The organism is Paenibacillus sp. VTT E-133280 (assembly GCF_002264385.1).
Taxonomy (GTDB): Bacteria; Bacillota; Bacilli; order Paenibacillales; family Paenibacillaceae; genus Paenibacillus_AQ; species Paenibacillus_AQ nitricinens.
The window spans coordinates 1-25,166 of sequence record NZ_NFUX01000070.1 but is presented as its reverse complement, the minus strand read 5'-3'; the positions used below and the strand labels follow the sequence as shown (position 1 = coordinate 25,166).

Annotated in this window: 22 protein-coding genes; 4 read left to right on the top strand and 18 right to left on the bottom strand. The window is 45.4% G+C overall.

All coding sequences use genetic code 11. From position 1 onward, the window contains the following. Positions 1-13: 13 nt before the first annotated feature. The 15 genes from CA600_RS24745 to CA600_RS31365 all read right to left on the bottom strand — a co-directional run bounded on the left by CA600_RS24745 (position 14) and on the right by CA600_RS31365 (position 16,236). Positions 14-919: an ABC transporter permease gene (locus CA600_RS24745; RefSeq protein ID WP_042191070.1), complete on the bottom strand. Its 906-nt coding sequence runs from the start codon at positions 917-919 to the stop codon at positions 14-16. Between the two features lie 27 nt (positions 920-946). After that, positions 947-1,909, bottom strand: coding sequence for an oligopeptide ABC transporter permease (gene opp4B, locus CA600_RS24740; RefSeq protein ID WP_076284831.1), 963 nt, complete (start codon positions 1,907-1,909; stop codon positions 947-949). A 4-nt stretch (positions 1,910-1,913) separates the two neighbouring features. Then, positions 1,914-2,849: an ABC transporter ATP-binding protein gene (locus CA600_RS24735; RefSeq protein WP_094873687.1), complete on the bottom strand. Its 936-nt coding sequence runs from the start codon at positions 2,847-2,849 to the stop codon at positions 1,914-1,916. Next, positions 2,836-3,852 (bottom strand): ABC transporter ATP-binding protein, encoded by a 1,017-nt coding sequence (locus CA600_RS24730; protein ID WP_094873685.1) that lies wholly within the window; start codon positions 3,850-3,852, stop codon positions 2,836-2,838. The genes CA600_RS24735 and CA600_RS24730 overlap by 14 nt, the downstream gene beginning before the upstream one ends. Before the next feature lie 377 nt (positions 3,853-4,229). After that, positions 4,230-5,534 carry a replication-associated recombination protein A gene (locus CA600_RS24725; RefSeq protein ID WP_094873683.1) on the bottom strand — a complete coding sequence of 435 codons (1,305 nt, stop codon included), beginning with the start codon at positions 5,532-5,534 and terminating at the stop codon, positions 4,230-4,232. Between the two features lie 241 nt (positions 5,535-5,775). Further along, entirely contained in the window at positions 5,776-6,057 is a 282-nt protein-coding gene (locus CA600_RS24720) for a CD3324 family protein (protein ID WP_042191081.1), read from the bottom strand. Between the two features lie 391 nt (positions 6,058-6,448). Next, the gene (locus tag CA600_RS24715; protein WP_094873681.1) at positions 6,449-8,638 is read right to left on the bottom strand and encodes a HelD family protein; all 2,190 of its coding nucleotides are present in this window, start codon (positions 8,636-8,638) and stop codon (positions 6,449-6,451) included. A gap of 130 nt (positions 8,639-8,768) precedes the next feature. Continuing rightward, on the bottom strand, positions 8,769-10,067 hold the full coding sequence (locus tag CA600_RS24710; protein WP_042191085.1) for an NCS2 family permease: 1,299 nt from the start codon (positions 10,065-10,067) through the stop codon (positions 8,769-8,771). A 237-nt stretch (positions 10,068-10,304) separates the two neighbouring features. Next, positions 10,305-11,060, bottom strand: coding sequence for a tRNA threonylcarbamoyladenosine dehydratase (locus CA600_RS24705; protein WP_094873679.1), 756 nt, complete (start codon positions 11,058-11,060; stop codon positions 10,305-10,307). A 66-nt stretch (positions 11,061-11,126) separates the two neighbouring features. Next, a complete protein-coding gene (gene aspS, locus CA600_RS24700; protein WP_094873677.1) occupies positions 11,127-12,905 on the bottom strand; it encodes an aspartate--tRNA ligase in 1,779 nt (592 codons plus the stop codon). Positions 12,906-12,986: 81 nt separating this feature from the next. Continuing rightward, positions 12,987-14,240, bottom strand: a complete 1,254-nt coding sequence (hisS, locus tag CA600_RS24695; protein WP_094873675.1) for a histidine--tRNA ligase — start codon at positions 14,238-14,240, stop codon at positions 12,987-12,989. A gap of 197 nt (positions 14,241-14,437) precedes the next feature. Beyond that, complete coding sequence (locus CA600_RS31925; protein ID WP_256990000.1) at positions 14,438-14,563, bottom strand: hypothetical protein; 126 nt, start codon at positions 14,561-14,563, stop codon at positions 14,438-14,440. A gap of 366 nt (positions 14,564-14,929) precedes the next feature. Continuing rightward, positions 14,930-15,379, bottom strand: a complete 450-nt coding sequence (locus CA600_RS24690) for a hypothetical protein (protein ID WP_094873673.1) — start codon at positions 15,377-15,379, stop codon at positions 14,930-14,932. Positions 15,380-15,422: 43 nt separating this feature from the next. Beyond that, entirely contained in the window at positions 15,423-15,932 is a 510-nt protein-coding gene (locus tag CA600_RS24685) for a type 1 glutamine amidotransferase domain-containing protein (protein ID WP_094873671.1), read from the bottom strand. Between the two features lie 148 nt (positions 15,933-16,080). Then, entirely contained in the window at positions 16,081-16,236 is a 156-nt protein-coding gene (locus tag CA600_RS31365) for a hypothetical protein (protein ID WP_179281718.1), read from the bottom strand. A gap of 278 nt (positions 16,237-16,514) precedes the next feature. Here CA600_RS31365 and CA600_RS24680 point away from each other — a divergent pair, with 278 nt between their 5' ends. From CA600_RS24680 to CA600_RS24670, 3 genes are all read left to right on the top strand, one after another. Then, entirely contained in the window at positions 16,515-17,207 is a 693-nt protein-coding gene (locus CA600_RS24680; protein WP_094873669.1) for a response regulator transcription factor, read from the top strand. Positions 17,208-17,209: 2 nt separating this feature from the next. Further along, a complete protein-coding gene (locus tag CA600_RS24675) occupies positions 17,210-18,673 on the top strand; it encodes a sensor histidine kinase (RefSeq protein WP_179281717.1) in 1,464 nt (487 codons plus the stop codon). Positions 18,674-18,802: 129 nt separating this feature from the next. Continuing rightward, positions 18,803-19,924, top strand: coding sequence for a hypothetical protein (locus CA600_RS24670; protein ID WP_094873665.1), 1,122 nt, complete (start codon positions 18,803-18,805; stop codon positions 19,922-19,924). 203 nt (positions 19,925-20,127) lie between these two features. On the opposite strand, the gene dtd is transcribed toward CA600_RS24670, so the two are convergent. Both dtd and CA600_RS24660 read right to left on the bottom strand, forming a co-directional pair. Continuing rightward, the gene (dtd, locus tag CA600_RS24665) at positions 20,128-20,571 is read right to left on the bottom strand and encodes a D-aminoacyl-tRNA deacylase (protein ID WP_094873663.1); all 444 of its coding nucleotides are present in this window, start codon (positions 20,569-20,571) and stop codon (positions 20,128-20,130) included. A gap of 20 nt (positions 20,572-20,591) precedes the next feature. Further along, positions 20,592-22,772, bottom strand: a complete 2,181-nt coding sequence (locus CA600_RS24660) for a RelA/SpoT family protein (protein WP_042132407.1) — start codon at positions 22,770-22,772, stop codon at positions 20,592-20,594. A 306-nt stretch (positions 22,773-23,078) separates the two neighbouring features. Between CA600_RS24660 and uraA the strand changes: the two genes are divergently transcribed. Beyond that, positions 23,079-24,392 carry a uracil permease gene (uraA, locus tag CA600_RS24655; protein ID WP_094873661.1) on the top strand — a complete coding sequence of 438 codons (1,314 nt, stop codon included), beginning with the start codon at positions 23,079-23,081 and terminating at the stop codon, positions 24,390-24,392. A gap of 207 nt (positions 24,393-24,599) precedes the next feature. On the opposite strand, the gene CA600_RS24650 is transcribed toward uraA, so the two are convergent. After that, positions 24,600-25,118 carry an adenine phosphoribosyltransferase gene (locus CA600_RS24650; RefSeq protein ID WP_094873659.1) on the bottom strand — a complete coding sequence of 173 codons (519 nt, stop codon included), beginning with the start codon at positions 25,116-25,118 and terminating at the stop codon, positions 24,600-24,602. Positions 25,119-25,166 lie beyond the last annotated feature (48 nt).

The window sequence follows — 25,166 nt, the reverse complement described above, 5'->3', positions numbered from 1 at the left end:
ATTTCCTCCCTTATTATCCTTTTCTTTGTCTTGCGTCGGTCGCACGTTTAAGCGCTTGACCCACATTATTTATACTCAACATCAATACCAGGATCAGCAGTGATGCGGGTAACCAGATCCACCATCTGAACTCAAGTGTTTGCGGATTTCTCGCATAGCTTACTAGAGTACCCAGACTGGGTGTACTTTCTGGAAAACCAAAACCTAGAAAGGATAGGCCGGATTCCAATCCAATATTAGCTGCCAAATTCAAGGTCATCGTTACGATAATGATTGAGCTTAGGTTCGGCAGCACTTGTGAGAACATAATTTTAAGATTGGAAGAACCTAAGGTCTTCGATGCCTGAACGTAATCGAGTTCCTTCTCTTGTAGCGTTTTAGAACGAATTAACCTGGCAATCCCCATCCATAGAAAGGCAGTCATAATAAAGGAGAAGGTTAACGTATTGTATTTAGGAACTGCACTTACGAAAGCTATAACAATCATTAGAAAGGGTAGAATCATGAAAAAATCTACAACACGCATCGAAATATTATCTATCGTTCCCCCAAAATATCCAGAGAACAAACCTACTAGAATACCGATGATTCCCGTAAAAAAAGTAACCATAAAAGCAATCGACATGGAATTTCGTGTGCCTATAATTAATTGACCGAATACATCCCGCCCTCCATAATCGGTCCCCAGCCAGTGTACAGCCGAAGGCTTCTCATACAGTGCGAACAAGTCAACCGTAACAATCTCTTTTTGATCTAAAAATAAGGAAATCCCATAAACGGCGGCAATAATCGTAAATAGGAAAATCAGTGAGACCAAAGCCAGCTTATCCCGCACGATCTCACGCCAAACAATCCTGAAGCCTGATGGACTTTTATCTGTTTCCTGCAGCAGAGCTAACTCTGCGCTTGTCTTTGCCATTTTATTCACCTCAAAGTGTTCATCTTCTTATTTAATCCGGATACGCGGATCTACGATACTTAAGATAATATCTGATAACAACGCACCGACGATGGCAGCAACCCCATATAGAAGAACGAGAGCCGTTACTACGCTGAAATCCCGAATTGTTATCGAACTGAGGAACAACATACCCATACCCGGATAACTAAAGATACTTTCAACGAACACCGTTCCGCCGATCAGTCCAGTAATCTCATATCCGAAAAATGCAGCAATTGGCAGTAAGGAATTTCTCAATATATGTCGATTGTAGACGCGCGACTCTGAAGCACCTTTTGCTCTTGCGGTGAGGATAAAATCTTTTTGTTTCGTATCAATGATCTCATTCCGCAAATATTGTACCGTTCCTACCGTTGCAATTAGAGCCATTGATAAAGCAGGGAGTAGCAAATGGTATAACTTACTCCAGAAGTGGCTTAGCGTGCCCGGAACTTCTCCAGGACTAACACTGCCGCTAGTAGGAAACCAATGAAGATGAAAGCCGAAGAGCCATACCATTAACAGAGCGAAAATAAACAATGGTGCGGCAAAGCCAATATAGGTGTATCCAGTAATGAGCCGGTCCAGCCATGAATCGTTATAACGACCGCTAGTAATACCAAGTGGAATAGCAATGAGGTATGTAAGAATCAGTGTGACAATCGCCAGCCAAAGTGTATTCATAAGGCGTTGACCGATAAGCTCTGATACAGGCATTTTGAAACGGAAGGATTGACCAAAATCCCCTTGTATCGCTTTAGTAATCCAATCCCAGTACTGGATGTACCATGGATCATTTAAGCCTAGCTTTTCTCTCATCGCATCGATAGCCGCAGGATCAATATTTGGATCAAGCATCCCTGATAACGCATCTCCCGGCATCGCCTTCGCCATTAGAAAAACAAGAATACTTAATAGAAATATTTGAGGGATCATAATAAGAATTCTACGAACAATAATCTTCCACATATTCTCAACCTTTCTCAGGCAAGGCTACCAGATGAGTCTCGGAAATAGATTTCAATGGATAAGGCATGCCTTGTTCATCAAAATAATTCCGGTGCGCTTGTTCATATTCCTGACTTACTGATTTTCTAAACTCCGTCTGCTTCTCTCTTTGCTTAGGATCAATATCAGGAATCGCAGCAATTAGACGTTTGGTATAAATATGGCGAGGATTGTCAAAAATATCTTTAGCAGTCCCTTGCTCTACATGTCGTCCTTTATACATAATTCCGATGTGATCGCACATATGTCTGATGATTCCGAGATCATGACTGATAAATAGGAAGGTAAGATTCAGCTCTTTTTGTATATCCTGCATAAAATTGAGCACCTGTGCCTGTACAGAGACATCCAGCGCAGAGACAGGTTCATCCGCAATAATCAACTTCGGTTTGAGCGCAATAGCTCTTGCGATACCGATCCGCTGCCGCTGACCACCTGAGAATTCATGCGGATATTTCAGAATATTCTCAGGGCTTAATCCAACCTGCAACAGCAACTCCTGCACACGTCTTTTTTCTTCCCCCGGAGACATCTTTTCGAAATTACGTAAGGGTTCGGCAATAATATCCAGCACTCGTTTCTTAGGATTCAGGGAAGAGTACGGATCCTGAAAGATCATCTGAATGTCCTTGCGGATATTTTTTTGCTTACGTACACCCTTTGAAGCCAAATCCTGTCCTTCAAAAACCACACTGCCGCTAGTAATAGAATTGAGGCCGATAATTGCACGGCCTGTGGTTGTCTTCCCTGATCCGGATTCACCAACCAAGCCGTAGGTTTTGCCTGCTTCAATAGTAAAACTAACATTATCAACTGCCTTGACTACGCCAATTTCCCTTCGAAAAACGCCGCCGTGGATTGGAAAATGAACTGCTAAATTTTTAACCTCAAGAAGTCCCATTGTAGATTGCCTCCTCGTTAGTATCAGGGAAATGAAAGTTATTATGGCAGGTGCAGCGAACAAAATGCCCAGGGCCTACTTCATGCAGCTGCGGATTTTCCTCATGCTCCCATTCCGGAATCCAAGGTGTTCGGGCCGCGAAACGGCATCCTTTACGCGGAAGATTCTGTAATGGTGGAACAATCCCCTGAATCACGTGAAGTCTGGATTTCTCTTCTTTAACGGTTGGTATGGAGTTCAACAATGATCTTGTATACGGATGCTTCGGATTAGACGTTAACGTATAAATATCTGCGATTTCTACGATTTGCCCCGCGTACATTACCGCAACCCGGTCAGCCATTTCACTCACAACCCCTAGATCATGGGTAATTAAGATAATGCCTGCTTGCATATCGTTTTTTAATTTTTTTATAAGTTCAAGAATTTGCAATTGGATGGTTACATCTAGTGCCGTAGTCGGCTCATCGGCGATCAAAAGCTTGGGGCCATTGGCAATCGCTATAGCAATCACAACCCTCTGCCTCATGCCACCAGATAATTCGTGGGGGTACTGCTGATATGTATGTTCGGGACGGGAGATTCCAACCTTGGTCAAAAGATCAATGACCTTCTCTTTTCTTTGCTTCTTCGAAAGCTTGGAATCATGTAGGATGAGTACTTCTTCAATCTGTGAACCGATAATCATGAGCGGATTTAATGCGGATAAAGGATCTTGAAAAATCATAGACATTTCTTGACCGCGCAGCTTGTTGAGCGCAGCAGGAGACATAGTAACGATATCCTGACCTTTGTATTTGATTTGCCCGTCTATTTTAGCCCTTGTGTGCAATCCCATAATTGAAAAGGCCAGCGCACTTTTTCCAGAACCGGACTCTCCAACAATAGCAAGTATCTCATTTTTACGAACAGACAGGGTAACATCATCTACTGCAGCATAATAGTCATCTTCGATCCTGAACGATGTCGACAAATTTTTGATTTCTAGTAATTCTTCGCTCAAATTAATCCCCCTATCGGCAAGAATTCCAAAATTTACACAATGAAATATTATGTAAATTTTGATATAAACAGCATTCTTTTCATGAAACATATCAAAACATTGACTGTTATGATTATTAACACCATTAAGAATAGTACAAGTACTTCCATCGGAATTAAAACTTGTTTCTCCGTAACTTTGTAGTTCATTTTAATTAACTTATGGTAAATTATCAATCATTTCCTAAAAAAAATTTCAATGCATGTGATTAAAAGTAACGTAGACAACAAAAAAACGGCTCTAGGCCGCCTTTTTCTAGGAAAAAAATATTTTGTATGTCACCTTAAATTTATTTGCTTTTTAGCATTAAAATGGAAAATATCTTAGTTGCTGGTGGACTATTGTTCTCGTCGGAGTCTTTGATTGTGACGGATCTTAATTTCATTTCCTTGCTCGGTCGCTTGATAAAAAATACGCTGAGAAATTTCCTTAGGCAGATACTCCTGTTTCACATAATGCCCCGGAAAATTGTGCGGATATTGATATCCTTCATGCCCTAGTGCAGCAGCACCTTTATAGTGTGTATCACGTAAATGTAGCGGTACCTCGGCGGATTTAATCTCATCCATACTTGCCATTGCATTTGAAATAGCCGTATAGACGGCATTAGACTTTGGACTCTCCACTGCGAAAAGAATGGCTTGCGCAATGTTTAGCTTCGCTTCTGGCCAACCGTTATTTCTATAAGCTTCAAGCGCACTTACCGCTTGGACCATAGCCTGGGGATTAGCTAAGCCAATATCTTCACTGCTCGCTGCTATCAGGCGACGAATAAAAGTCATCGGGTCCATCCCCAATTTCTCTACCGCATATAGAAACCAGAACAAGGCGGCATCACTAGAACCTCGAATGCTTTTGTGAAAAGCAGACAGAACATCATACTGCGTCGATTCATCTGCCTTCACAATGGGGCGCCGAATCGACTCTTCCGCCACCTCCAGCGTGATATGCACACTCCCGTCTACCTCCGGAGCAGTAGTTAACGCTGCTAGTTCCAGAGCATTTAAAGCCCGCCGGATATCTCCATTAGCCATGGTAGCAATATGCAGCAATGCTTCTTCATCGACCTGAAGCTCCATGAATCCAAGCCCTCTATCCTTGTCTGCTAAAGCTCTGCGCATCGCGACCAGACTGTGTTCACTCGTTAGCGCCTCTAGCTGAAAAAGGGTAGAACGGCTCATAAGCGCTCCGTTTACGTAATGGAACGGGTTCTCCGTAGTTGCGCCAATAAATGTAATGGTACCTTTTTCTACTGCTGGCAATAGCGCGTCCTGACGTGAACTGTTAAACCGATGTACCTCGTCCAGAAAAAGAATCGTCTTAGAACCGTAAAGTGTTTTATTATTTTGAGCTCGTTCAATGACCTCCCGCACATCCTTCACAGAAGCCTCCACCGCATTCAGGCGTACGAATTCACCTTGTGTGTGGTGAGAAATGATATGAGCTAATGTTGTTTTGCCACATCCAGGAGGTCCATACAGTAAAATCGAAGAGACCTGGTCTGCCTCGATCGCTCTTCGCAACAGCTTCCCCCGGCCTATGATATGTTCTTGACCAATATATTCATCCAGATTCTCCGGTCTCATCCGGTCCGCAAGTAACCGACCGCCCCCGTTGTCCTCTCCCATAGAAAATAAATCCATAACTCCACTTCCTTGCTATATTCTTATAAAAGACAATGTCATCTCCCATTATCATACCATAGACTTATTTTTCACCAAAAATAAAAAGAGCATGATCTCGTCTTAGAAAGGCGGGAGCCATGCTCTTTTTTCAAAATATAAGAAAGTATAGGTTTCACGCTATACTTTATCCTTATTATTTCTCGCATAACGCTTACCGTCCTTATAGGGACGCCAAAGGCGTTTATGCTTGAATGGTACGCTAGCAATTTATTGCCAGCCTCATTTTTGATATGATTTTTCGAATACTCTCTTCCGACAGATGATACTTCTTCTGAAGCTCTGCTACGGAATCGCCTTTTCGATGACAACTGAAAATTTCCTCATTGCGGTTTGCTATCTCTTTCCTCGAACCGCTGTTCTCGCCCCATCTAACCCGCTCTTCCGTTTTCTTCGGGATGTAGAGCAGTTCACCTTGGATGTATCCCTGAAGCTCTTTGAGCAAGCCAGGGGGGAGCACATCCTTCCCATTTACATAACTCAACTTGCATTTCCTCCTTCAACAGGTGTGTTCCTATGCGTCCGTCAACTACTGATAAAGTAATTTCCACGTCACCTGCCTCCTTTCTTCTCCTCATATTTGGAAAAATCCGTAATTTCATTATATAAAAACCTTTTGGTAGCGTCTACATTCGAATTAATTTTTCATTGTTCTTATGGATTTGTGTGGTACTGTCTATGTTAGTAATAAGGAGGCCTGACGGCCTCCTCGCTTTAAGCAGATTTCCGTCTTAGACGGAAACCACCTCGTATACTGAAATCATTTCAATCAGCCTCCTTCCAGAGTGTTCTTGCCCGGCCGGACACTTATTATTAAGCCATACCTATAGGTTAGTTACAAGACCAAGAACAGTTATAACCATTCTCCACCAGTCTTAATTGCCCTCAGAATCGCTTCCAGCCGCCGTTTGCACATAGGAAGGAACTTCCCCATTATGGATCAGCCACAGCTCGTGAAGAGCACGTGTACAGCCCACATACATCAACTTTGCGTCCCATGCCGTTGCCCCGTAATGGTCTTGATCGGCATCTGCTAAAATGACCGCATCAAATTCCAAACCTTTAGATAAATACACAGGTAGTACCGATAATCCACCCTGATATTGCGTCATGCTACCGTCGATCAGATGAATATCTTCAAAATGCTGCTCCAGTTCAGCGTACAGCTCTGTAGCTTCACGCAGACTACGTGTTAGCACAGCCACCGTACGATATTCCCTTCCAGACAGGGACTTCAGTGCCGATTGTATAGTGTTCAAACGAGCATTTCGTTCAGCTACCCGTTCTCCGACTATTTCTCCGTCTCCGTAGGTGATCATCCGAACGGGGTCCCCACTACGAAAGACAGGAACAGCCAACAACGAACTTTCTACTCCCGAGGATAGAATTCCATTTGCGAAGTCTATAATTTCCATGGTTGAACGATAGCTGCGTGTCAGCGCATGATAAGCCGTGTTCTCAGGGGCAAATAAGGCCTGCATCTCTTCCCATGCGTGTACGCCTTTATAGGCATGTATACCCTGCGACAGATCGCCTAGAATGGTAAAGGAATGTCCACGCACGTATAAATCCAGCACTGCAATTTGGAAGGGGGAGAAATCCTGGGCTTCATCGATCACCACATGATCAAAGCGAGTGCCGCCTTCGTTCCCATTCAAAAGATAATAAATATACAACAGAGGCGGTAAATCCTCTTCACGTATGATCCCTTTTTTCAGCCCTTTTGCCGTCTCCTTCAGCACAGCTGCTGGAATATTCTCAGGTGGATCCACCGGCCAATCTTCCGGGACTTTAGCCGCACGAAAGATTTGCTTGTAGATCGTCAGCGGATCATACTTAGGCCATTTTGCACTGTATGATTTTTCTCGCGCAGCACCTTTTTTCTTGCGATCCTTCATAGCTGCAGCTGACGGGCTCTTCTTCAGCTCCATCTCAATCCAGCGATGTATCCGTGCCATTACACGTTCCTTACGCTTTGCTGGCGGATAAGGAGCGTACTCCTCATTATGCCAGCGCAAGATCATGGAGCGGCGCAGTACAGCGCCTTCCCATGGGATAAAATCACCCTCAGGTACCGAGCTGCTTTCCAATAGCTTGATACTGGACTCTATTATTCCCATTAACACCGTTGATCCCTTGAAGCGCCCAGGCGTCTCTTCTGTAATCACAGGCATGCCGCCCGGAGTTTCGAACCAACGGTTCATCGTCTCCGTAGCATCTTGCTCTGGAAGCTCCAGACCTAGTACATTTGCAGCCCAATCCGGGAAGGTGCTCTGGGCAATATTTCCTACACCGAGTTCAGGCAGTACATCCGAAATATAATCCAGAAACATTCGGTTCGGTGCAAAAATAATCATTTTTTCTGCAGAGACCTGATCTTTGTATTGATACAGCAGAAAGGCTAACCGGTGTAGTGCAACTGTAGTTTTACCACTTCCCGCTACACCCTGAATGATCAATGCTGTATTTTTGGCGGCACGGATAATCTTGTCCTGTTCTTCCTGAATGGTCGATACGATATCACGGAGACGATTATCTTTGTTCTCACCCAGGCGATAGACAAGAAACTCATCTGACACCACAGGTGCGTCACTCTCCCGGTTGTACGTATCTGCGACCCGCTCCAGAATCTGCTTCCGGATCACCACGTTGCGCTTGAGGTATACCAGTCCTTCTATCAGTCCCTCAGGAGCTTCATAGGAGGCAGGCTCCGTACCACCGGTAAACGAATAGAACAGGCTTGCTACCGGTGCGCGCCAGTCTATGACTAGCGGACGGTCGCTTACCTGCTCGCGGTCTACGCCGATTTTGCCTATATAGAGTGCCTTCCGCTGCTTCTCATCATTGCCCTGAAAATCAAGCCGTCCGAAATAAGGCTCCTGCCGAAGCTTGGCAAGATCTTTGCGCTTCTGATCACGGTTCGCTTCTAACACCTGTTCCGTATAATCGTGTCCCGTGTACACTGGAGTCTGGTTAAGTTTCTCCAGTAAGGTGTCAATCTCAGTAAGCGCTTGATTCAGCCTGTCTTCTTCCTCTTGATAGGCACTTTGAAAGTTGTCTTCCAATTTCAGTTACCTCCTAAAAGTTTATCGAGCTTAAATTTTCATTCTCCTCATTCCCTCTTCTCACGCAAAAAGGATACCCATTGTAGCATAATCAGCACTAAAATACCAAATCTTTCAAGCGAACATACGACTACAGCACAGCTTGCAAAATAAAGTTAGCTACAAATAAACCCGCAATCCCATACAGCGCAGGAGGTACTTCCTTGCCCTTACCCACCGCAAGCTTCACGATCGGATACGTAATAAATCCAAAAGCCATACCATCTACGATGCTATAAGTGAATGGAATCATGACCATGATCAGGAAAGAAGGAAAGAGCTCTGTTAAATCTCCCAAATCCATTTCACGCACATTCTGTACCATAAGCCCACCAATTACAATCAAGATCGGAGCGATAGCACTGTCTGGAATGTAGGAGAGCAGAGGGAGGAACAGGAATGTCGCCCCGAACAGCAGCCCTGCCACGAGTGAGGTCAGCCCCGAACGTCCGCCTGCAGCAATACCTGCATTAGATTCCGCAGCAGCTACTACAGGACTGCTTCCGAAGAGACCTGCAGCGATATTGGCAATAGAGAGTGCTCGTAAGCTACTCTTGAAGCGCTCAGGACGCCCTGCCATCATAGTCTGTGAGGCGACAAGCCCAATATTTTCAAATACAACAATTAAGAGCAGTAAGAAAACAGCAATCCAGAACACAAGGCTCACAATGCCGCTCCAGTCCATTCCCAGAAATAAGCTTTCATAACCCGTAAATACATGCCCTGATGCCTGCTTCTCAGGCGCGTGTGCCGCTCCCAGCAAGTAGGCTAGACCTGTACCAACCAGCATACTGATTAGTAAACCACCATTGGTCCCGCGGATAAACAGTACTAAAGCGAGTAATAAAGTTACACAAGAAGTGATAACTGCTGGATCACTAAAATGTCCTATAGCAACAAATGTGGTCTGATGCGCAATCACAATCCCGCTTTTTTGCAGTCCTATAAAGGTCAGAAAAAGCCCTATCCCGACTGTAATGGCATGCTGTAGGTTTTGAGGAATCGCCTCACTCAGAATACGATAGAGCGATGTGAAGGCCACGATAGCGAATAACACACCGGTTATTACGACTACAGTAAGCGCCTCTCTCCAACCTAAATTCATAGAATGTACAAGTGTGTATGTGAAAAATGCGTTTATCCCCATCCCTGGTACCACGATGATCGGTGTCTTCCCACCGAAAGCCATCAGTAGACAGCCTGTAATGGCAGTCAATAGTGTAGCCACCATTGCTGGTCTAAGCGGCATACCCGCGTCATGAAGAATGGTCGCATTCACCATCACAATGTATACTGAAGCAAAATACGAGAGGATCCCTGCAGCCCACTCCCGTTTCCAGTCATTCTCAGGTGCAAGCCCTACACTATTTCGCCAAAAATTTGATTTCATGTACTAAAACCTCCACTGATATTAAGTTCCGCAGGCGGATATTACCGGATAATAAGGCTTATAATCAACGGTTCATCCCGGTTTAACTATTATGCCTATTTGTGGTCTGCATCTTGCAGACCCGCCTGTTAACCACAACAAAAGGGCGTACGCAACTGGATTTCAGCTGGTCGCCCTTTTGGTCCATTTTACTACTACTATCGTTATAATTGAAACAGCTTCAGCTCAGCGATTCACTTACACGCTGACGCCTCCAGCCTCAAGCAAATCACGCACGGCAACACTGACCATGATCAGGCCTGCTACCGGCGGAACGAAGGCATTACTAGCTGGTGGTTGTTTCGCTTTACGTCGATCCGGCGCATTCTCCGGAACGATCTTGTCCGTAACATCCTGACGTGGCTTCATTGGCGGCTCCGTTGAGAAAACCACCTTCACGCCTTTCTTAATCCCTTCCTTACGCAGCTTCTGACGAATGACACGCGCAATAGGATCATAAGTTGTCTTGGAAATGTCGGCTACCTGGAATCTTGTAGGATCCATTTTGTTGGCAGCGCCCATGCTTGAGATCATTGGAATTCCACGGGACAGACATTCTTTGATCAAATGAACCTTATAAATAATCGTATCCGAAGCATCGAGTACATAGTCAGGTTTTAATTTGAACAATTCCTCATAGGTTTCTTCCGTATAGAACATGTTGAGCGCAATCGCTTCACAATCGGGGTTGATCAGCTTCACACGTTCTACCATCAGTTCAGCCTTTTTCTGCCCAACCGTGGTGGTGAGAGCATGAATCTGCCGATTCACATTAGTAATGTCTACCGAATCCTTATCAATCAGAATTAGTCTGCCGATGCCGGTACGAGCCAAAGCCTCAACAGCCATACCGCCAACACCGCCGATGCCTAGCACCGCTACCGTGCTGTTCTTCATTATTTCCAGACCTTCCGGCCCGATCGCCAGTTCCGTGCGTGAGAACTGATGTAGCATGAGGTACAGCCTCCTTCAAAAGCTTTGGCGAAGCAGAAATCTGCCTCGCCCGCTTCGATTAGTTAATTATTCTTTTTCTTTCTTCGGTTTAAGCGCCAGCTTAATGTGCAGCTGCTCCAATTGTGAACCATCTACTGGCGAAGGTGCATCCATAAGCAGGTCTGTTGCACTTGCCGTTTTCGGGAATGCGATGGTTTCACGCAGATTTGTACGACCGGTCAGTAGCATAACCAGACGATCTAAACCGAAAGCGATACCGCCGTGTGGAGGTGTACCATATTCGAACGCATCCATCAGGTAGCCGAACTTCTCATAAGCAACCTCTTTCGTAAATCCAAGGGCTTCGAACATTTTCTCCTGCACTTCGCGTTTGTAAATCCGCATGGAGCCTCCGCCTACTTCATAACCGTTCAGAACGATGTCATAAGCTTGTGCACGGATCGCACCTGGATCTGTGTCAAATAGATGCAGATCCTCTTCACGCGGACGAGTGAACGGATGGTGTTCTGCTACATAACGTTTCTGATCTTCGTCATATCCAAGGAGCGGGAAGTCTGTAACCCAAGCGAACTTGAACACATTATCGTCAATCAGACCGAGCTGACGTCCAATTTTAACACGAAGGGCGCCTAGAACGTCTGCTACAACCTTTTTATTATCAGCGGAGAAGAGGAGAAGGTCGCCTTCTTCAGCGCCTGTACGCTCCTTCACAGCCGCAATTTCTTCTTCGGAGAAGAATTTCACAATCGGCCCTTTGAATTCGCCGTCTTTCACTTGAATCCATGCCAAACCTTTCGCGCCATAGCGAGCAGCATAAGGTCCGAGTTCATCGATTTCTTTACGAGTCCAAGTGCCACAGCCTTTAGCGTTTAGACATTTCACTTCGCCGCCTTTTTCGATTACAGAAGCGAATACCTTAACACCGCTAGTAGCAACAATATCGTTCATTTCTACAAGCTCTAATCCAAAACGCAGATCAGGTTTGTCAGAACCGTATTTGCCCATAGCCTCAGCATAAGTCAAACGTTGGAACGGAAGCTCGATATCTGCGCCTACAGTTTCCTTGAACAGACGCTGCATCAGCTTCTCCATCATACCAAGCAGTTCATCTTGTGACAGGAATGAAGTCTCAATGTCGACTTGAGTGAATTCAGGCTGACGGTCAGCACGCAAATCTTCATCACGGAAACAACGAGCAATTTGGTAATAGCGCTCAACGCCGCCCACCATCAATAATTGCTTGTAGATTTGTGGAGATTGCGGCAATGCGAAGAATTCGCCTTCATGCACACGGCTTGGTACCAGATAATCACGCGCGCCTTCCGGTGAGCTTTTAGTTAGGATCGGTGTTTCAACGTCGATGAATCCTTCACTGTCAAGGAAATCCCGGAAAATCTTAGAAGCTTTCGAGCGAAGCAGCAAGGTTCTTTGCATCTCTGGACGACGAAGGTCCAAATAACGATATTTGAGACGCAGAGACTCGTCTACTTCCACACCATCTTCGATGAAGAACGGAGGTGTCTTAGCTGCGTTCAGCACTTCGATATCCGTAATTTGCACTTCAATTTCACCTGTTGGCAGGTTGCGGTTAACGGTTTCCTCATCACGTTTAACAACTTTACCTTTAACAGCCAGAACGTATTCACTACGAACCTTATCAGCAATTTGTAAGGCTTCGCCAGAGTAGTCTGGGTTAAATACAACTTGCACAATACCGCTTCTGTCACGCAGATCAATAAATAGTACGCCCCCGAGGTCGCGGCGGGTCTGCACCCATCCGTTCAAGGTTACCGTCTGTCCAATATGTTCTGGTGTTAACTGTCCACACTGATGACTTCTTTGCATAATTTATCATTCCCCTTCATGGTTAAAAATACATTTTTAATCTTTCTCTATACAGTCACCCTAAGACGTTAGTCAGATGGTCTAAACTAGTGCCTGACCCAGCTCTTCCAGCTTCACGGTGCGCTGCTCCCCTGTGTTCATCGACTTCACGGTAATCACACCATTCTTCAGCTCATCTTCGCCAAGAATCGCAGTATAACGTGCCGACATACGGTCTGCCGATTTCATCTGTGCCTTCATTTTCCGGCCTAGGTAGTCACGTTCTGCTGAGTACCCTTGGCTACGCAGAATATATAGCTGCTTAGAGATTTCGATATCAGCTTCTTCACCGAGAGCTACAAAGTACACATCCAGTGGCTTCGCCGTCTCCAGCTCTACCTTCTGATCCTCCAAAATGAGGAGAATTCGTTCAAGTCCAATCCCAAAACCAATACCCGGTTGATCCGGTCCACCAATTTCTTCAACCAAACCGTTGTACCGGCCTCCGCCGCCCACGGTATCAATCGAACCAATACCTGCTGCTTTATATTCAAACGCTGTATGCGTGTAATAATCCAGTCCTCTTACAAGGCGAGGGTTAATGGTGAATTCCACACCCATGATATCAAGGTGCATCTTCACCTTCTCAAAATGAGCGGTGCACTCTTCGTCCAGACTATTCAAAATGGAAGGCGCATCTGTAAATTTATCTTGATCGACCTTACAATCCAGCACGCGAAGCGGATTACGCTCCATACGACGCTGACAGTCACTGCAAAGGGTATCCTTCATAGGTCTTAAGAAACCCAATAGTTTCTCCCGATAAGCTGCACGGCTAGGTGCGTTACCGACAGAATTGATTTCCACTCTTACATCCTTAAGGCCAAGATCCTTATAGAATTGATAGCCTAAGGATACTACTTCCGCATCAATAGCCGGATCCACAGCTCCAAAAGCCTCAATACCAAACTGATGGAATTGACGATATCTGCCTGCCTGTGGACGCTCATAACGGAACATAGGTCCGATATAATACAGCTTACTTACATCAGGTTCACCGTAAAGCTTGTTCTGAACATAAGCTCTAACGACACCCGCCGTTCCTTCTGGACGAAGCGCCAGATCACGATCGCCTTTATCCTTGAAAGTGTACATCTCGCCTTCTACAATATCCGTTGTTTCGCCTACTCCACGCTCGAATAACCCCGTGTGCTCGAACATCGGTGTACGGATTTCACGGTAATTGAAACGACGGCATAAATCTCTAGCCTTCCCCTCAATATACTGCCATTTCTCCACAGCTCCCGGAAGCACATCCTGCGTTCCTGTAGGTTTCTCGAATCTTTCTTTAGCCACAGTCTATCCCTCCTAAAAAATACCCCTCTAAATCTGCTCTCTTCATCACTTCATCAGGCTAAACAAAACAAAAAATCCCCCGCCCTGTTTATAAAAAACAGGGACGAGGGATTATCATAACCAATAATACACCCGTGGTACCACCCACATTCCGGACCAGAACCATTCTGAATCCGCTCAAAGCGGTTAACGCCCGCCTACGCATAACGGCTACTGATCGCGGCAATATGCATTGCCCACTTTCGCCGTACGTTCTCGGGGAGGTCATTCATTCGCTCATCAACAGAATCCTTGCAGCCAAGCAGAAACGATAGATCATCCATTGTACTGGATATCATCTGAATCTACAGGGGATTCCTCTCTGGCGTTGTGGGTCCTCGAATTACTTGTTCCCGTCATCAAAACCATATGATAAAATCGTATATTTTTAAATTCTACTGAACTACTGTGCTAAAGTCAAGGCAGGAAATGCGAAGCTGAATAAAAAATTCGACAACTTTCAACTTTTGACCTTTAACTTCAACTGTTACAAAAAAAATGACCTGCAGCCGAATGCTGCAGGTCCATCATCATATATTATTAAAAAGGGGGTCATGTCTTTATTATAAACACGCTTTATTAAGGAAACATGTATGTAATATTACGATTATATTACATTCATGAAAGCGGTTTATTTTAATAGATTGCTGTTAATCAAATTGCTCCACAAATGCCCCTTTGCCCCGAAGGGTTTCCACAACCTCATTATAATTCTCTTCTGCGACACTTAGGTCCATCACATAACGAAGTTCACTTAAATCCCCATCTTCGAGCTCACCATCTGCTACATCCGCACTAAGCTGGTCTTCATCCACGCTATAATGGGTCTCAGGTTCATCACGCGTTTCGGAGGCGGCAACACCAGGGGCCAACATAGCTCCAGCTGCCGGAGTGCTACCCGTTCCAAGCGTCCCTACTGTACCAGCGGCTAACGTCGTATTACTAAACGGGGCTATCGGAAACAGAATTCTACGATCTTCCCCAATAGGATCCGTGAGCGGCCATACCTCCAAGCCATCTACCTTATAACTAATCAATGCTATTTTAGCACCTTCTGCTTCATTTTCCGTTCTAAAATATGCTTGGATTTTTCTGGTCATTACCATTACCTCCTTAGATTATAAGACTCAGTGTTATAAATTGCTATTTCAGGACCTTCAAAATTTCACGAACGAAGGCAGGCTCATCTTTCGGGGTACGTGAAGTAATGTAATTACGATCAACTACCACTTCTTCATCTTTAAACTCCGCACCGGCGTTCACAACATCATCTTTTAACGGAGGATAACAGGTGATGGTACGTCCTTTGAGCAAGTCTGCACTGATCAGAATTTGGGGTCCGTGGCAAATAGAAGCGATAGGCTTACCAGCTTCGTTTGCTTCTTTCACAAACTTCAAAATATCTGCATTTTGCCGTAAATTTTCTGGGGAAGAGCCTCCAGGAATTACTATCGCGTCATAATTACCTGCTTCAACGTCAGCTATAGCTTTATCGGCTGCGTAGGAGACCTCCTTCTTTTTGCCCAGTAAGGTCTCACCTTTCTTTAAACCAATAATGTCAGCTTGATGTCCTGCCTTTATAACTTCATCGTAAGGGACCTTCATCTCAGAATCTTCAAAATCATTAGCTAGTAAAAATGCAACATTACTCATGTAATAAGTTCTCCTCTCTGCTTGTGCAAATGATTAGGTACTTATTGATCTTTCTTGTCGTCTATTACCCTTATCACAATGATTTCTAACCTCTAATCAGAAAATATCCCCGGCTAACCGCATCAAAAAGCCGCCTCCACCACCCATTTCAGGTACGCGGTAAGCGATTACGGCTTCTTCCTTTAGTCACCTGAGATTCAATTTCATCTTCCGGCTTTTTGGCTAATGCATAGGCTTCTACGGGACTCCCTGTCGCTAGTACCGGGATACTTCTCCATACCCATGCCTTCTGTGAATGTCTCATTGCTAAGCTCCTTGCATCGTGCGGGATAACTGTCTACCTTTAGTTTATCCAGCTCCAAGAGGGTCTATCCGCGCAAGTATCTACTTACAACACAACAGAAACAAGCAGACTTTTAGGCACAGGACACTTGTAGCCATCAGAAAAAGGAGGCTTACTGGAATTTAGGCTATACTGTTTGATCCGGGTTTGTGCTCCCCCAATGGGTTCGCTTTTGCTGAGCGCAATATGTAGAATAGGCGTATCAAGACAACTGTAGCGAGGTGGAAATAATTAACAGCATGGATAAAAGAGTGCTAGTCGTAGACGATGAATACTCTATCGTGACAGCAATCGCCTATGCACTGCGGCGGGAAGGCTTTCAGGTCGAAACGGCCGCTGACGGCGAAGCCGCGCTTAGGCTTGCCGAATCGTTCCAGCCGCAAGTGTTCGTACTAGACGTCATGATGCCAGGGCTGTCTGGTTATGATGTGTGCCGTCGGCTGGAGAACCGGAGAGGGATTGGCATCCTGCTGCTCACGGTCAAGAACGACATTGTAGACAAAGTACTTGGTCTGGAGCTGGGGGCTGATGATTATATGACCAAGCCGTTCGATATTCGGGAGCTCGTCGCCCGAGTTAGAGCGCTGCACCGTCGTGTCGAGAAAAGCGTGGAACATGCTCCCTCCGACAGTCCAATCATGATTGGTGCGGTGACAGTGAATCCGTCACATCGAGACGTACAGGTGGCGGGTGAGAAGGTGGGTCTGACGCCCAAAGAATTCGAGCTGCTACACCTGCTCGTCCTCCATTCGGAACGGGTATACACGCGCGAGGAACTGCTGGATCTTGTCTGGGGGCTCGACTATGACGGGGGCACACGCACGGTCGACATTCATATACAGCGCATCCGTAGTAAGCTTGGCGACAAAGGTCAACATCTGCTCCAGACCGTATACGGAGTAGGTTACAAGGCCACCCGGGAGTCCGTATGAAGGTGAGCTTACGATGGAAGTTCTCCCTGCTGCTCGCTGGCCTCCTGTTGTTCACGGTGAGCGTACTTAGTGTGCTAGTACTACGCAGTATCCGTCACAACCAACGCATTGGACTAGAGCGTGAAATGGCGGAGATGACGAACCGCGCCGAATTGACGGTGAAGATGAGCTACTTGTCCGGGGAACAGGTTAGCTTGAAGGCATTCATGAAATATCGTGGCATGGATCTTTCCAATCGATTAGGGCAATCCAACGGACTGCACGTCCGCCTGTACGATGAGACCGGTGTCGAGATCGGGAATTCACTGCCTCTCGTTCCTTCCCCTGCTCTGCCGGATGCGATGCAGTATGCACTCCAGGGCAAGATCGCTTATTCGGACGTTCAGGACGTGCTATATTATTTCACACCCCTCATGTTCGAGGAACAAATGATCGCTGTAGTTGAATTCCAGAAACCCGTGGGCGAGCTGCACGCCTTTTACCGGCAGACAAAAACAATGTTCCTCCTATCCGGCTCCATCGTTCTGTTAGCCAGCTTCCTGCTTGGCTTCCTCTATGTCTACCGACAATCTAAAGCTATAACTCGGCTCAAGCAGACGGCGAACAACATTGGAGCAGGAGCGTATATTGATCATGCACCGCTAGTCCGTAAGGATGAACTTGGCGACTTAAGCGAGGGCATTTATAGGATGAGCCGTGAGATTGAATCGAGCATGAAGAAGTTAGAAACGGAGAAAGCGAAGCTATCGCTTGTCGTAGACAAGCTGCAAGTGTTGGAGCAGCAACAGAAGCAATTCATTAATAATATTAGTCATGAACTTAAGACACCTCTCACTTCTATTACTGCATATGCCGATCTACTGGAGCTGTACCCAGATGATCCTTTACTGCTTCAGCAAGCGATTGAAAGCATTCGCAAGGAATCGTCTAGACTACACAAGCTAGTGGAAAACGCGCTGCGCCTTGCCTCACTCGAGAAGTACGAATTCGAATACCAGGCTGAAGCCGTGTCACTTGATATCGTGCTGGACGAGCTGGTCTCTCTGATGAAAGGCAAGGCCGACAAATTCGGACTAACCTTTCAGCTTCACACAGTACCAGCCACCATATGGGCGGAACGCGAGAGTTTAATACACATCTTCGTTAATTTGCTGGACAACGCGATCAAATACAACGTCCCCGGTGGAAGCGTCAATATTCGATTGTATACCGAACAGAATCAGGCAAAGGTAGAAATTGTTGATACGGGAATTGGCATTCCTTCTGAATCCCAGGAACGTATTTTTGAACCCTTCTACACCGCGAACAAGGCGCGTTCAAAAGAAACGAGAGGAAGTGGCTTGGGACTTGCTCTCGTTCAGCAATGGGTGGAGAAGCAAAAAGGAATCATACAATTGAAACGGTCGGACACCACTGGAAGCATGTTTGAAGTACAGTTTCCTCTCTATCATCATGATTCTGTATAAGTCCAACTTCTCCCTCCGCCAAGTCTCGGTACGTTTACAACTTGGAAACAATTCGAAATATTGTGGAGACATCCTGTTGGTACACTCTTATCAGATTTATAACACAACTTAGAAGGAGATACATCAATCATGAAGATGAAACAAATTGGGATCGTAATACTAGCGGTTGGGATCGCAGGCTGCAGCAGCACAACACAGAATAACGGCGGGGGAGCAACTAATGAACCGCCAGTTACCGTCATCGACAAGAACAAGCCAGAGAAGTCTGATTCGCAAACCGATAAATCAATCACCATGGATCAACTCGAGCGGCTTGACGGCCTGTATGCGCAAGATTGGCTGAACGAGAACGAATTGTTAATTGCCCAGACGAATCCGGACGCAAAGAAGATTGATTCTGACTCCGGTCCGATGAAGCCTGCCCAGCTGTACATTTACAATTTGAAAACGAAACAGGTCAAGGCGCTGAAACCAAGCGAAGACCGCGTGCATGAGAGTCCGATAGTCTCGCCGGACGGCCAATATGTCTTTTTCCATGAAAATACCTCGTTCATGATGGACGGTGGCCGCGGTGTCCTTGTACATGTGCCAACCGGAACTAGCCGACTAGTCACGGATCAGGATAAGGGCGGACAGGAATGGGGCCAGTGGACAGACTCCAGTCATCTGATCGTCGGCAACGGTAAGGGTGCTATTCTACAGGTTGGGACAGACAGTAAAGACGAGTTATTGCTTAGCAAAGATAAAAACATCATATTCGATTATGCAGCAAAGACCGGAAATACGCTCTTCTACGTCAACCCTAGTCTTGATAACACATTGTCGGCCTACAATCTGGAGACGAAGAAAGAGACGATCGTGGACAAATCCGTCTGGAGAATGTCGCTGTCACCTGACGGCAATCAGTTGGCCATGCTGAAGAGTACGGGGGATACGGAACGCACGCTGTTCCTCATGAACTCGAACGACACCTCGCAGCAGACTAAGCTCACCGTGACGACTCAGATGTACGCCTTCGATTGGTCCCCGGATAGCTCGTACTTGGCGTTCGCCGTGTATAACAAGGACAAGGACGGCATGAACGGTGTCTACGTTGCGAATGCAAAGACCGGCAAGATCGAGCAGCTCGGAGATTTCCAGGATGTCGCAACCGTCGCCTGGAGCCCTTCTGGCAAGCAAATAATGGTCTCGACGAGCACATTTGTGGATAACAAGCCCAAGCTGACGACTTATCGGCTTATGTTGAAGTAAGTAGGTCAAATTTCAAAAAAATGACAGCGAAATGCCAAATTAAAATCACTATGTTGATTACACCAACGGAGAACGGATATTACAATAACAAAAAAAGCGTCCAACATATTAGTCATGACTAATTATGTTGGACGCTTTTAAAATTTGATTTTTTTGATGTTAAGGTCCTAATAAATACAGAAGCAATTTTCGACAATTTCTTATTAACTGCGACTATCTAGAATAAGAGTAACCGGGCCCCAATTGGTCAGCGATACATCCATCATCGCTCCAAATACGCCCGTCTCTACCTGAAGTCCTCCAGCTCTAAGCTCTTGGTTAAAATAATCATAAAGTCGCTCGGCCTCCGCAGGTGCTGCTGCTCCCATGAAATTCGGCCGTCTCCCCTTACGGCAATCCCCGTAAAGAGTAAATTGGGACACTGAAAGAATAGCTCCCTCAGTCTCTGTAACACTGTAGTTCATTTTACCAGCATCATCTTCAAAAATACGTAGTCCTGCTATTTTATCCGCCAAATATTTGGCATCCTTTTCTGTATCTTCATGCGTAACGCCAACAAGCAGCATCAAACCTTTGCCAATCTCTCCGGTCACTGTCTCATCCACGGTTACTTTGGCGTCCTTACAACGCTGTACTACAACTCTCATCGTACTACTCGCTCCTTGCCCTATTGCATGATCCGATTCACTGTATATACATCCTTGACTCGTTTCACTTTATCTACAACGGATTGCAGATGCTCCGTGTTACGAATGAGAATGGTCATATGAATCATTGCCATTTTATTCTTGTCAGAGCGCCCAGTGACTGCAGAAATGTTCGTTTTACTCTCGGAAACTGCCTGCAGCACTTCATTGAGTAGTCCATTACGATCATGGCCTGTAATCTCAATATCCACACTGTAGTTCGCTTCCATCGTACCTTCCCATTCTACTTCAATCACTCTTGCCGCTTCTTCTCCATCACCTTCACCCGGAATGTTAGGACAATCCTGGCGATGTACAGATACACCCCGGCCCCGTGTAACATACCCTACAATATCGTCACCCGGCACCGGATTACAACATCGTGCAAAACGAACGAGCAAATTCTCAATTCCTTTTACACTTACGCCATTGGTGGGTTGATTACGTTTTTCGCCGGAAGACTTAATCTCTTTCATCTCTGAGGTGAGCTCTAAGTGATTAGCGGCTTCTTCCTGCTCTCTGCGCAGCTTCTCTGTCAAACGGGAAGCAATCTGCGATGCGGTAATTCCACCAAAGCCAACTGCAGATAACATATCCTCAACATCATTAAAAGCGAATTTCTTCGCAGCTTCTAATAGTTTCTCATCGGAAATCCACTCAGAAACCTCGACATTCAGACGCTTCAGCTCACGTTCAATCGCTTCGCGACCTTTTTCGACATTTTCCTCACGTTTTTCTTTTTTGAACCATTGCTTAATTTTGCTCCGTGCATGTGAGGATTGGGCAATCTTGAGCCAGTCGCGGCTTGGTCCGTAAGAATGCTTAGACGTCAGTATCTCAACGATATCGCCTGTCTTCAGCTTGTGATCCAGCGGCACGATTCGCCCGTTCACCTTAGAACCGATTGTGCGATTCCCCACTTCCGTATGAATACGGAAAGCGAAATCAAGCGGTACAGAGCCCGCAGGAAGCTCAATAACCTCGCCTTTAGGCGTAAATACGAACACGAGATCCGAGAAAAAATCCATTTTGAGTGATTTTACGAACTCTTCGGCATCCTTAGCCTCATGCTGCAGCTCCAATATTTCCCGAAAAAAAGGCATCCGATTCTCTGGATTCACATTATTGCTGGTTCCTTCTTTGTATGCCCAGTGCGCTGCGATCCCGTACTCAGCCGTGCGATGCATTTCCCAAGTGCGAATTTGCACTTCAGTTGGCTCTCCACCAGGACCTACCACTGTAGTATGCAAAGATTGATACATATTCGCTTTGGGCATAGCTATATAATCTTTGAATCGACCTGGCATTGGCTTCCAAAGGGTATGAATAATTCCGAGGGTTGCATAACAATCCTTGATATTATCCACAATGATACGGATGGCCAATAGGTCATAGATCTCATTAAACTGTTTGTTCTTCGTACTCATTTTGTTATAGACGCTGTAGATATGCTTCGGACGGCCTGAAAGATCACCTTCAATGCCCATTTCATCCAGCTTGGCACGAATACGGCCAATTACACTGTCGATAAATTGCTCACGTTCTGCCCGCTTCTTATGCACCAGATTAGCAATGCGATAATACTGCTGCGGATTCAAGTAACGAAGCGCAATATCCTCCATCTCCCACTTAATCGCGGAAATCCCCAGTCGATCAGCCACAGGACAGAAAATCTCCAACGTTTCGTAAGAAATACGACGCTGGCTCTCTTCAGATTGATACTTTAACGTACGCATATTATGCAGGCGGTCCGCTAGTTTGATAACGATGACCCGGATATCCTGAGCCATTGCAATAAACATCTTACGGTAATTCTCGTTCTGCTGCTCTTCCTTTGAGCGAAAACGGATGCGTTCCAGCTTAGTTAAGCCATCCACAAGCATCGCGCAGGTATCGCCAAATTTCGCGCGGATTTGTTCCAATGAGACCGTCGTATCTTCCACAACATCATGCAAAAGCGCCGCAACAATAGATATAACATCCATTTGCATATTGACGACAATATCTGCCACCGCCAGCGGATGCAGAATGTATGGCTCCCCCGACTTGCGGATCTGCCCGTGATGAGCCTGATCGGCAAATTCATAAGCTTCCCGGATGCGGAGAAGATCTTTATCTTTTATATAGGCGCCAGCCTTATCAATTAATCGCTCTATGCCCATTCTCGTCGTATCCGTTTCCTTTCTATAATAAAATGAACCCGCAATCATTCTGAAATCTGCAGGTTCCAATCATTTCGCAAGCAACTTACGCTCTTGTTCAAAGTTGTCTATAATTATGACGCTTACGAAGGATTACGTCAACACTTGCCATCTCATGGTATTCAAGAAGTAAAAGATATGAAAATCGGACAAATTAATAACACTTGTGAAAATGTTGTTGTAAAAATGTCCCGTTCTATTTAATCTAGTAAAGGCGGATTTTCGCTGGACAACATCATATCCATTAAGAAAGAGGAGTGAACTCCATTGCAACGCGAAATTCAAGTTAATGAAAAACTTCCATGGGGCCCCGGTTTTCTATTAAGCCTACAGCATTTGTTCGCCATGTTTGGCAGTACAGTGCTAGTGCCTAACTTGTTCGGGGTTGACCCTGGCATGATTTTGCTGATGAACGGTATCGGCACACTGCTATACATTTGGATTTGCCGTGGTAAAATACCTGCCTACCTTGGCTCCAGCTTTGCATTTATCGCCCCCGTATTATCAGTACTTGCCGATCATAAAGATGATCATATGAAAGGCTATTCTCTTGCTTTGGGCGCTTTCATCATCACTGGTGTTATCTTTGTGCTCGTTGCTTTAATCATCCGTTATGCTGGAACAAAATGGATCGATGTTGTCTTTCCTCCAGCAGTAATGGGAGCTATCGTAGCAACGATCGGACTTGAACTTGTGCCTGTTGCCGCGCGAATGGCAGGACTTATTGCCCCTGAAGGTGTTGCAGTTGCAGACTGGACTCCAGATGGCAAAGCAATCACGCTTTCTATGGTGACACTGGGCGTAACCGTAATTGGAGCTGTACTCTTCCGCGGTTTCCCAAAGATCATTCACATCCTCATCGGTATCGTAACTGGTTATGGTTTAGCTTATATTATGAAAATGGTGGATACGGCTGCAATATCTAATGCGAATTTTTTAGCGCACCCTACCCTTGTTACTCCATCCTTCGATTGGAATGTTATCCTGACTATCATCCCAGTATCGCTAGTAGTAATCGTTGAACATATTGGACACTTACTTGTAACCAGCAATATTGTTGGCAGAGATCTGGCTAAAGACCCTGGACTTGATCGATCTCTGATGGGTAACGGGATATCTACAATTATCTCCGGTTTTATCGGTTCTACTCCAAATACAACCTACGGTGAGAACATCGGGGTTATGGCATTAACTAAAGTTTATTCTGTATATGTGATCGGTGGCGCAGCAGTGATTGCAATTCTGCTATCGTTCTCTGGTACTTTCTCCTCCGTTATCGCTAACATACCGACACCTGTAATGGGCGGCGTATCACTACTGTTGTTCGGTGTAATTGCCGCATCCGGTCTGCGAATCTTCGTAGAGCAAAAAGTTGATTTTTCCAAAGCTACTAACATGATTATGGCTACGTTGGTGCTTGTTGTCGGAATTAGTGGTACAACCCTTACTATGGGTAGCGTAAAACTCAGTGGTATGGCTCTAGCTACAATTGTTGGTATCGTTCTAGCCTTATTCTTCAAACTCATTGAAGTTCTTGGACTGTCAAATGAAGGTGGAGAAAGCGATAAAGCAGCTCACTAATTTATTTATGAATTAATCATTCAAAAAGACTGCTTCAGATCCATTTTATGGATTGAGCAGTCTTTTTTTGTGTCTCTTTTGACCAAAAAATTGAAAAACAGCAACCCTCCGCAAGTAGTGACAGAGAATTGCTGTTGTTTGCACTTTTCCACATGATTCGATACATAAATCCCGATTTATTTCCCGGGAAAAGACAATTATATCGTATTAATCTTCGTAATCAACTAATGTCATAACTTCAATTCCAGAAAGCTTATTACGTCCAGCAAGCTCAACCAATTCAATCAAAAACGCTGCGCCTACCACTTTACCGCCAAGCTGCTCCACAAGGCTAACCGAAGTAGCTATAGTACCTCCTGTTGCTAACAAGTCATCAGCAATCAGTACATTTTGTCCAGGCTTAATGGCATCCGTGTGAACAGCAAGTGTATCTTTACCATATTCAAGATCATATCCAACCTCGATCGTCTCATACGGCAGTTTACCACTCTTACGAATTGGCACAAAACCTACACCCAATGCATATGCGAGAGGTGCGCCAACTACAAAACCACGTGCTTCCGGTCCAGCGATCACATCGATTTCTAAGTGGGATACAAGTGCTTTCAGGGCATCGATGGCCTGGCGATATGCATCACCGTCTTTTAGCAAAGTGGTGATGTCTTTAAAGCTAATACCTTCTTTTGGGAAATCAGGAATCACGCGAATACTATCTTTAAAATCCAAATTTTTCATCTCCTAAAAGTTTTGTTAGCATAGGCTACTTTGAGTTCG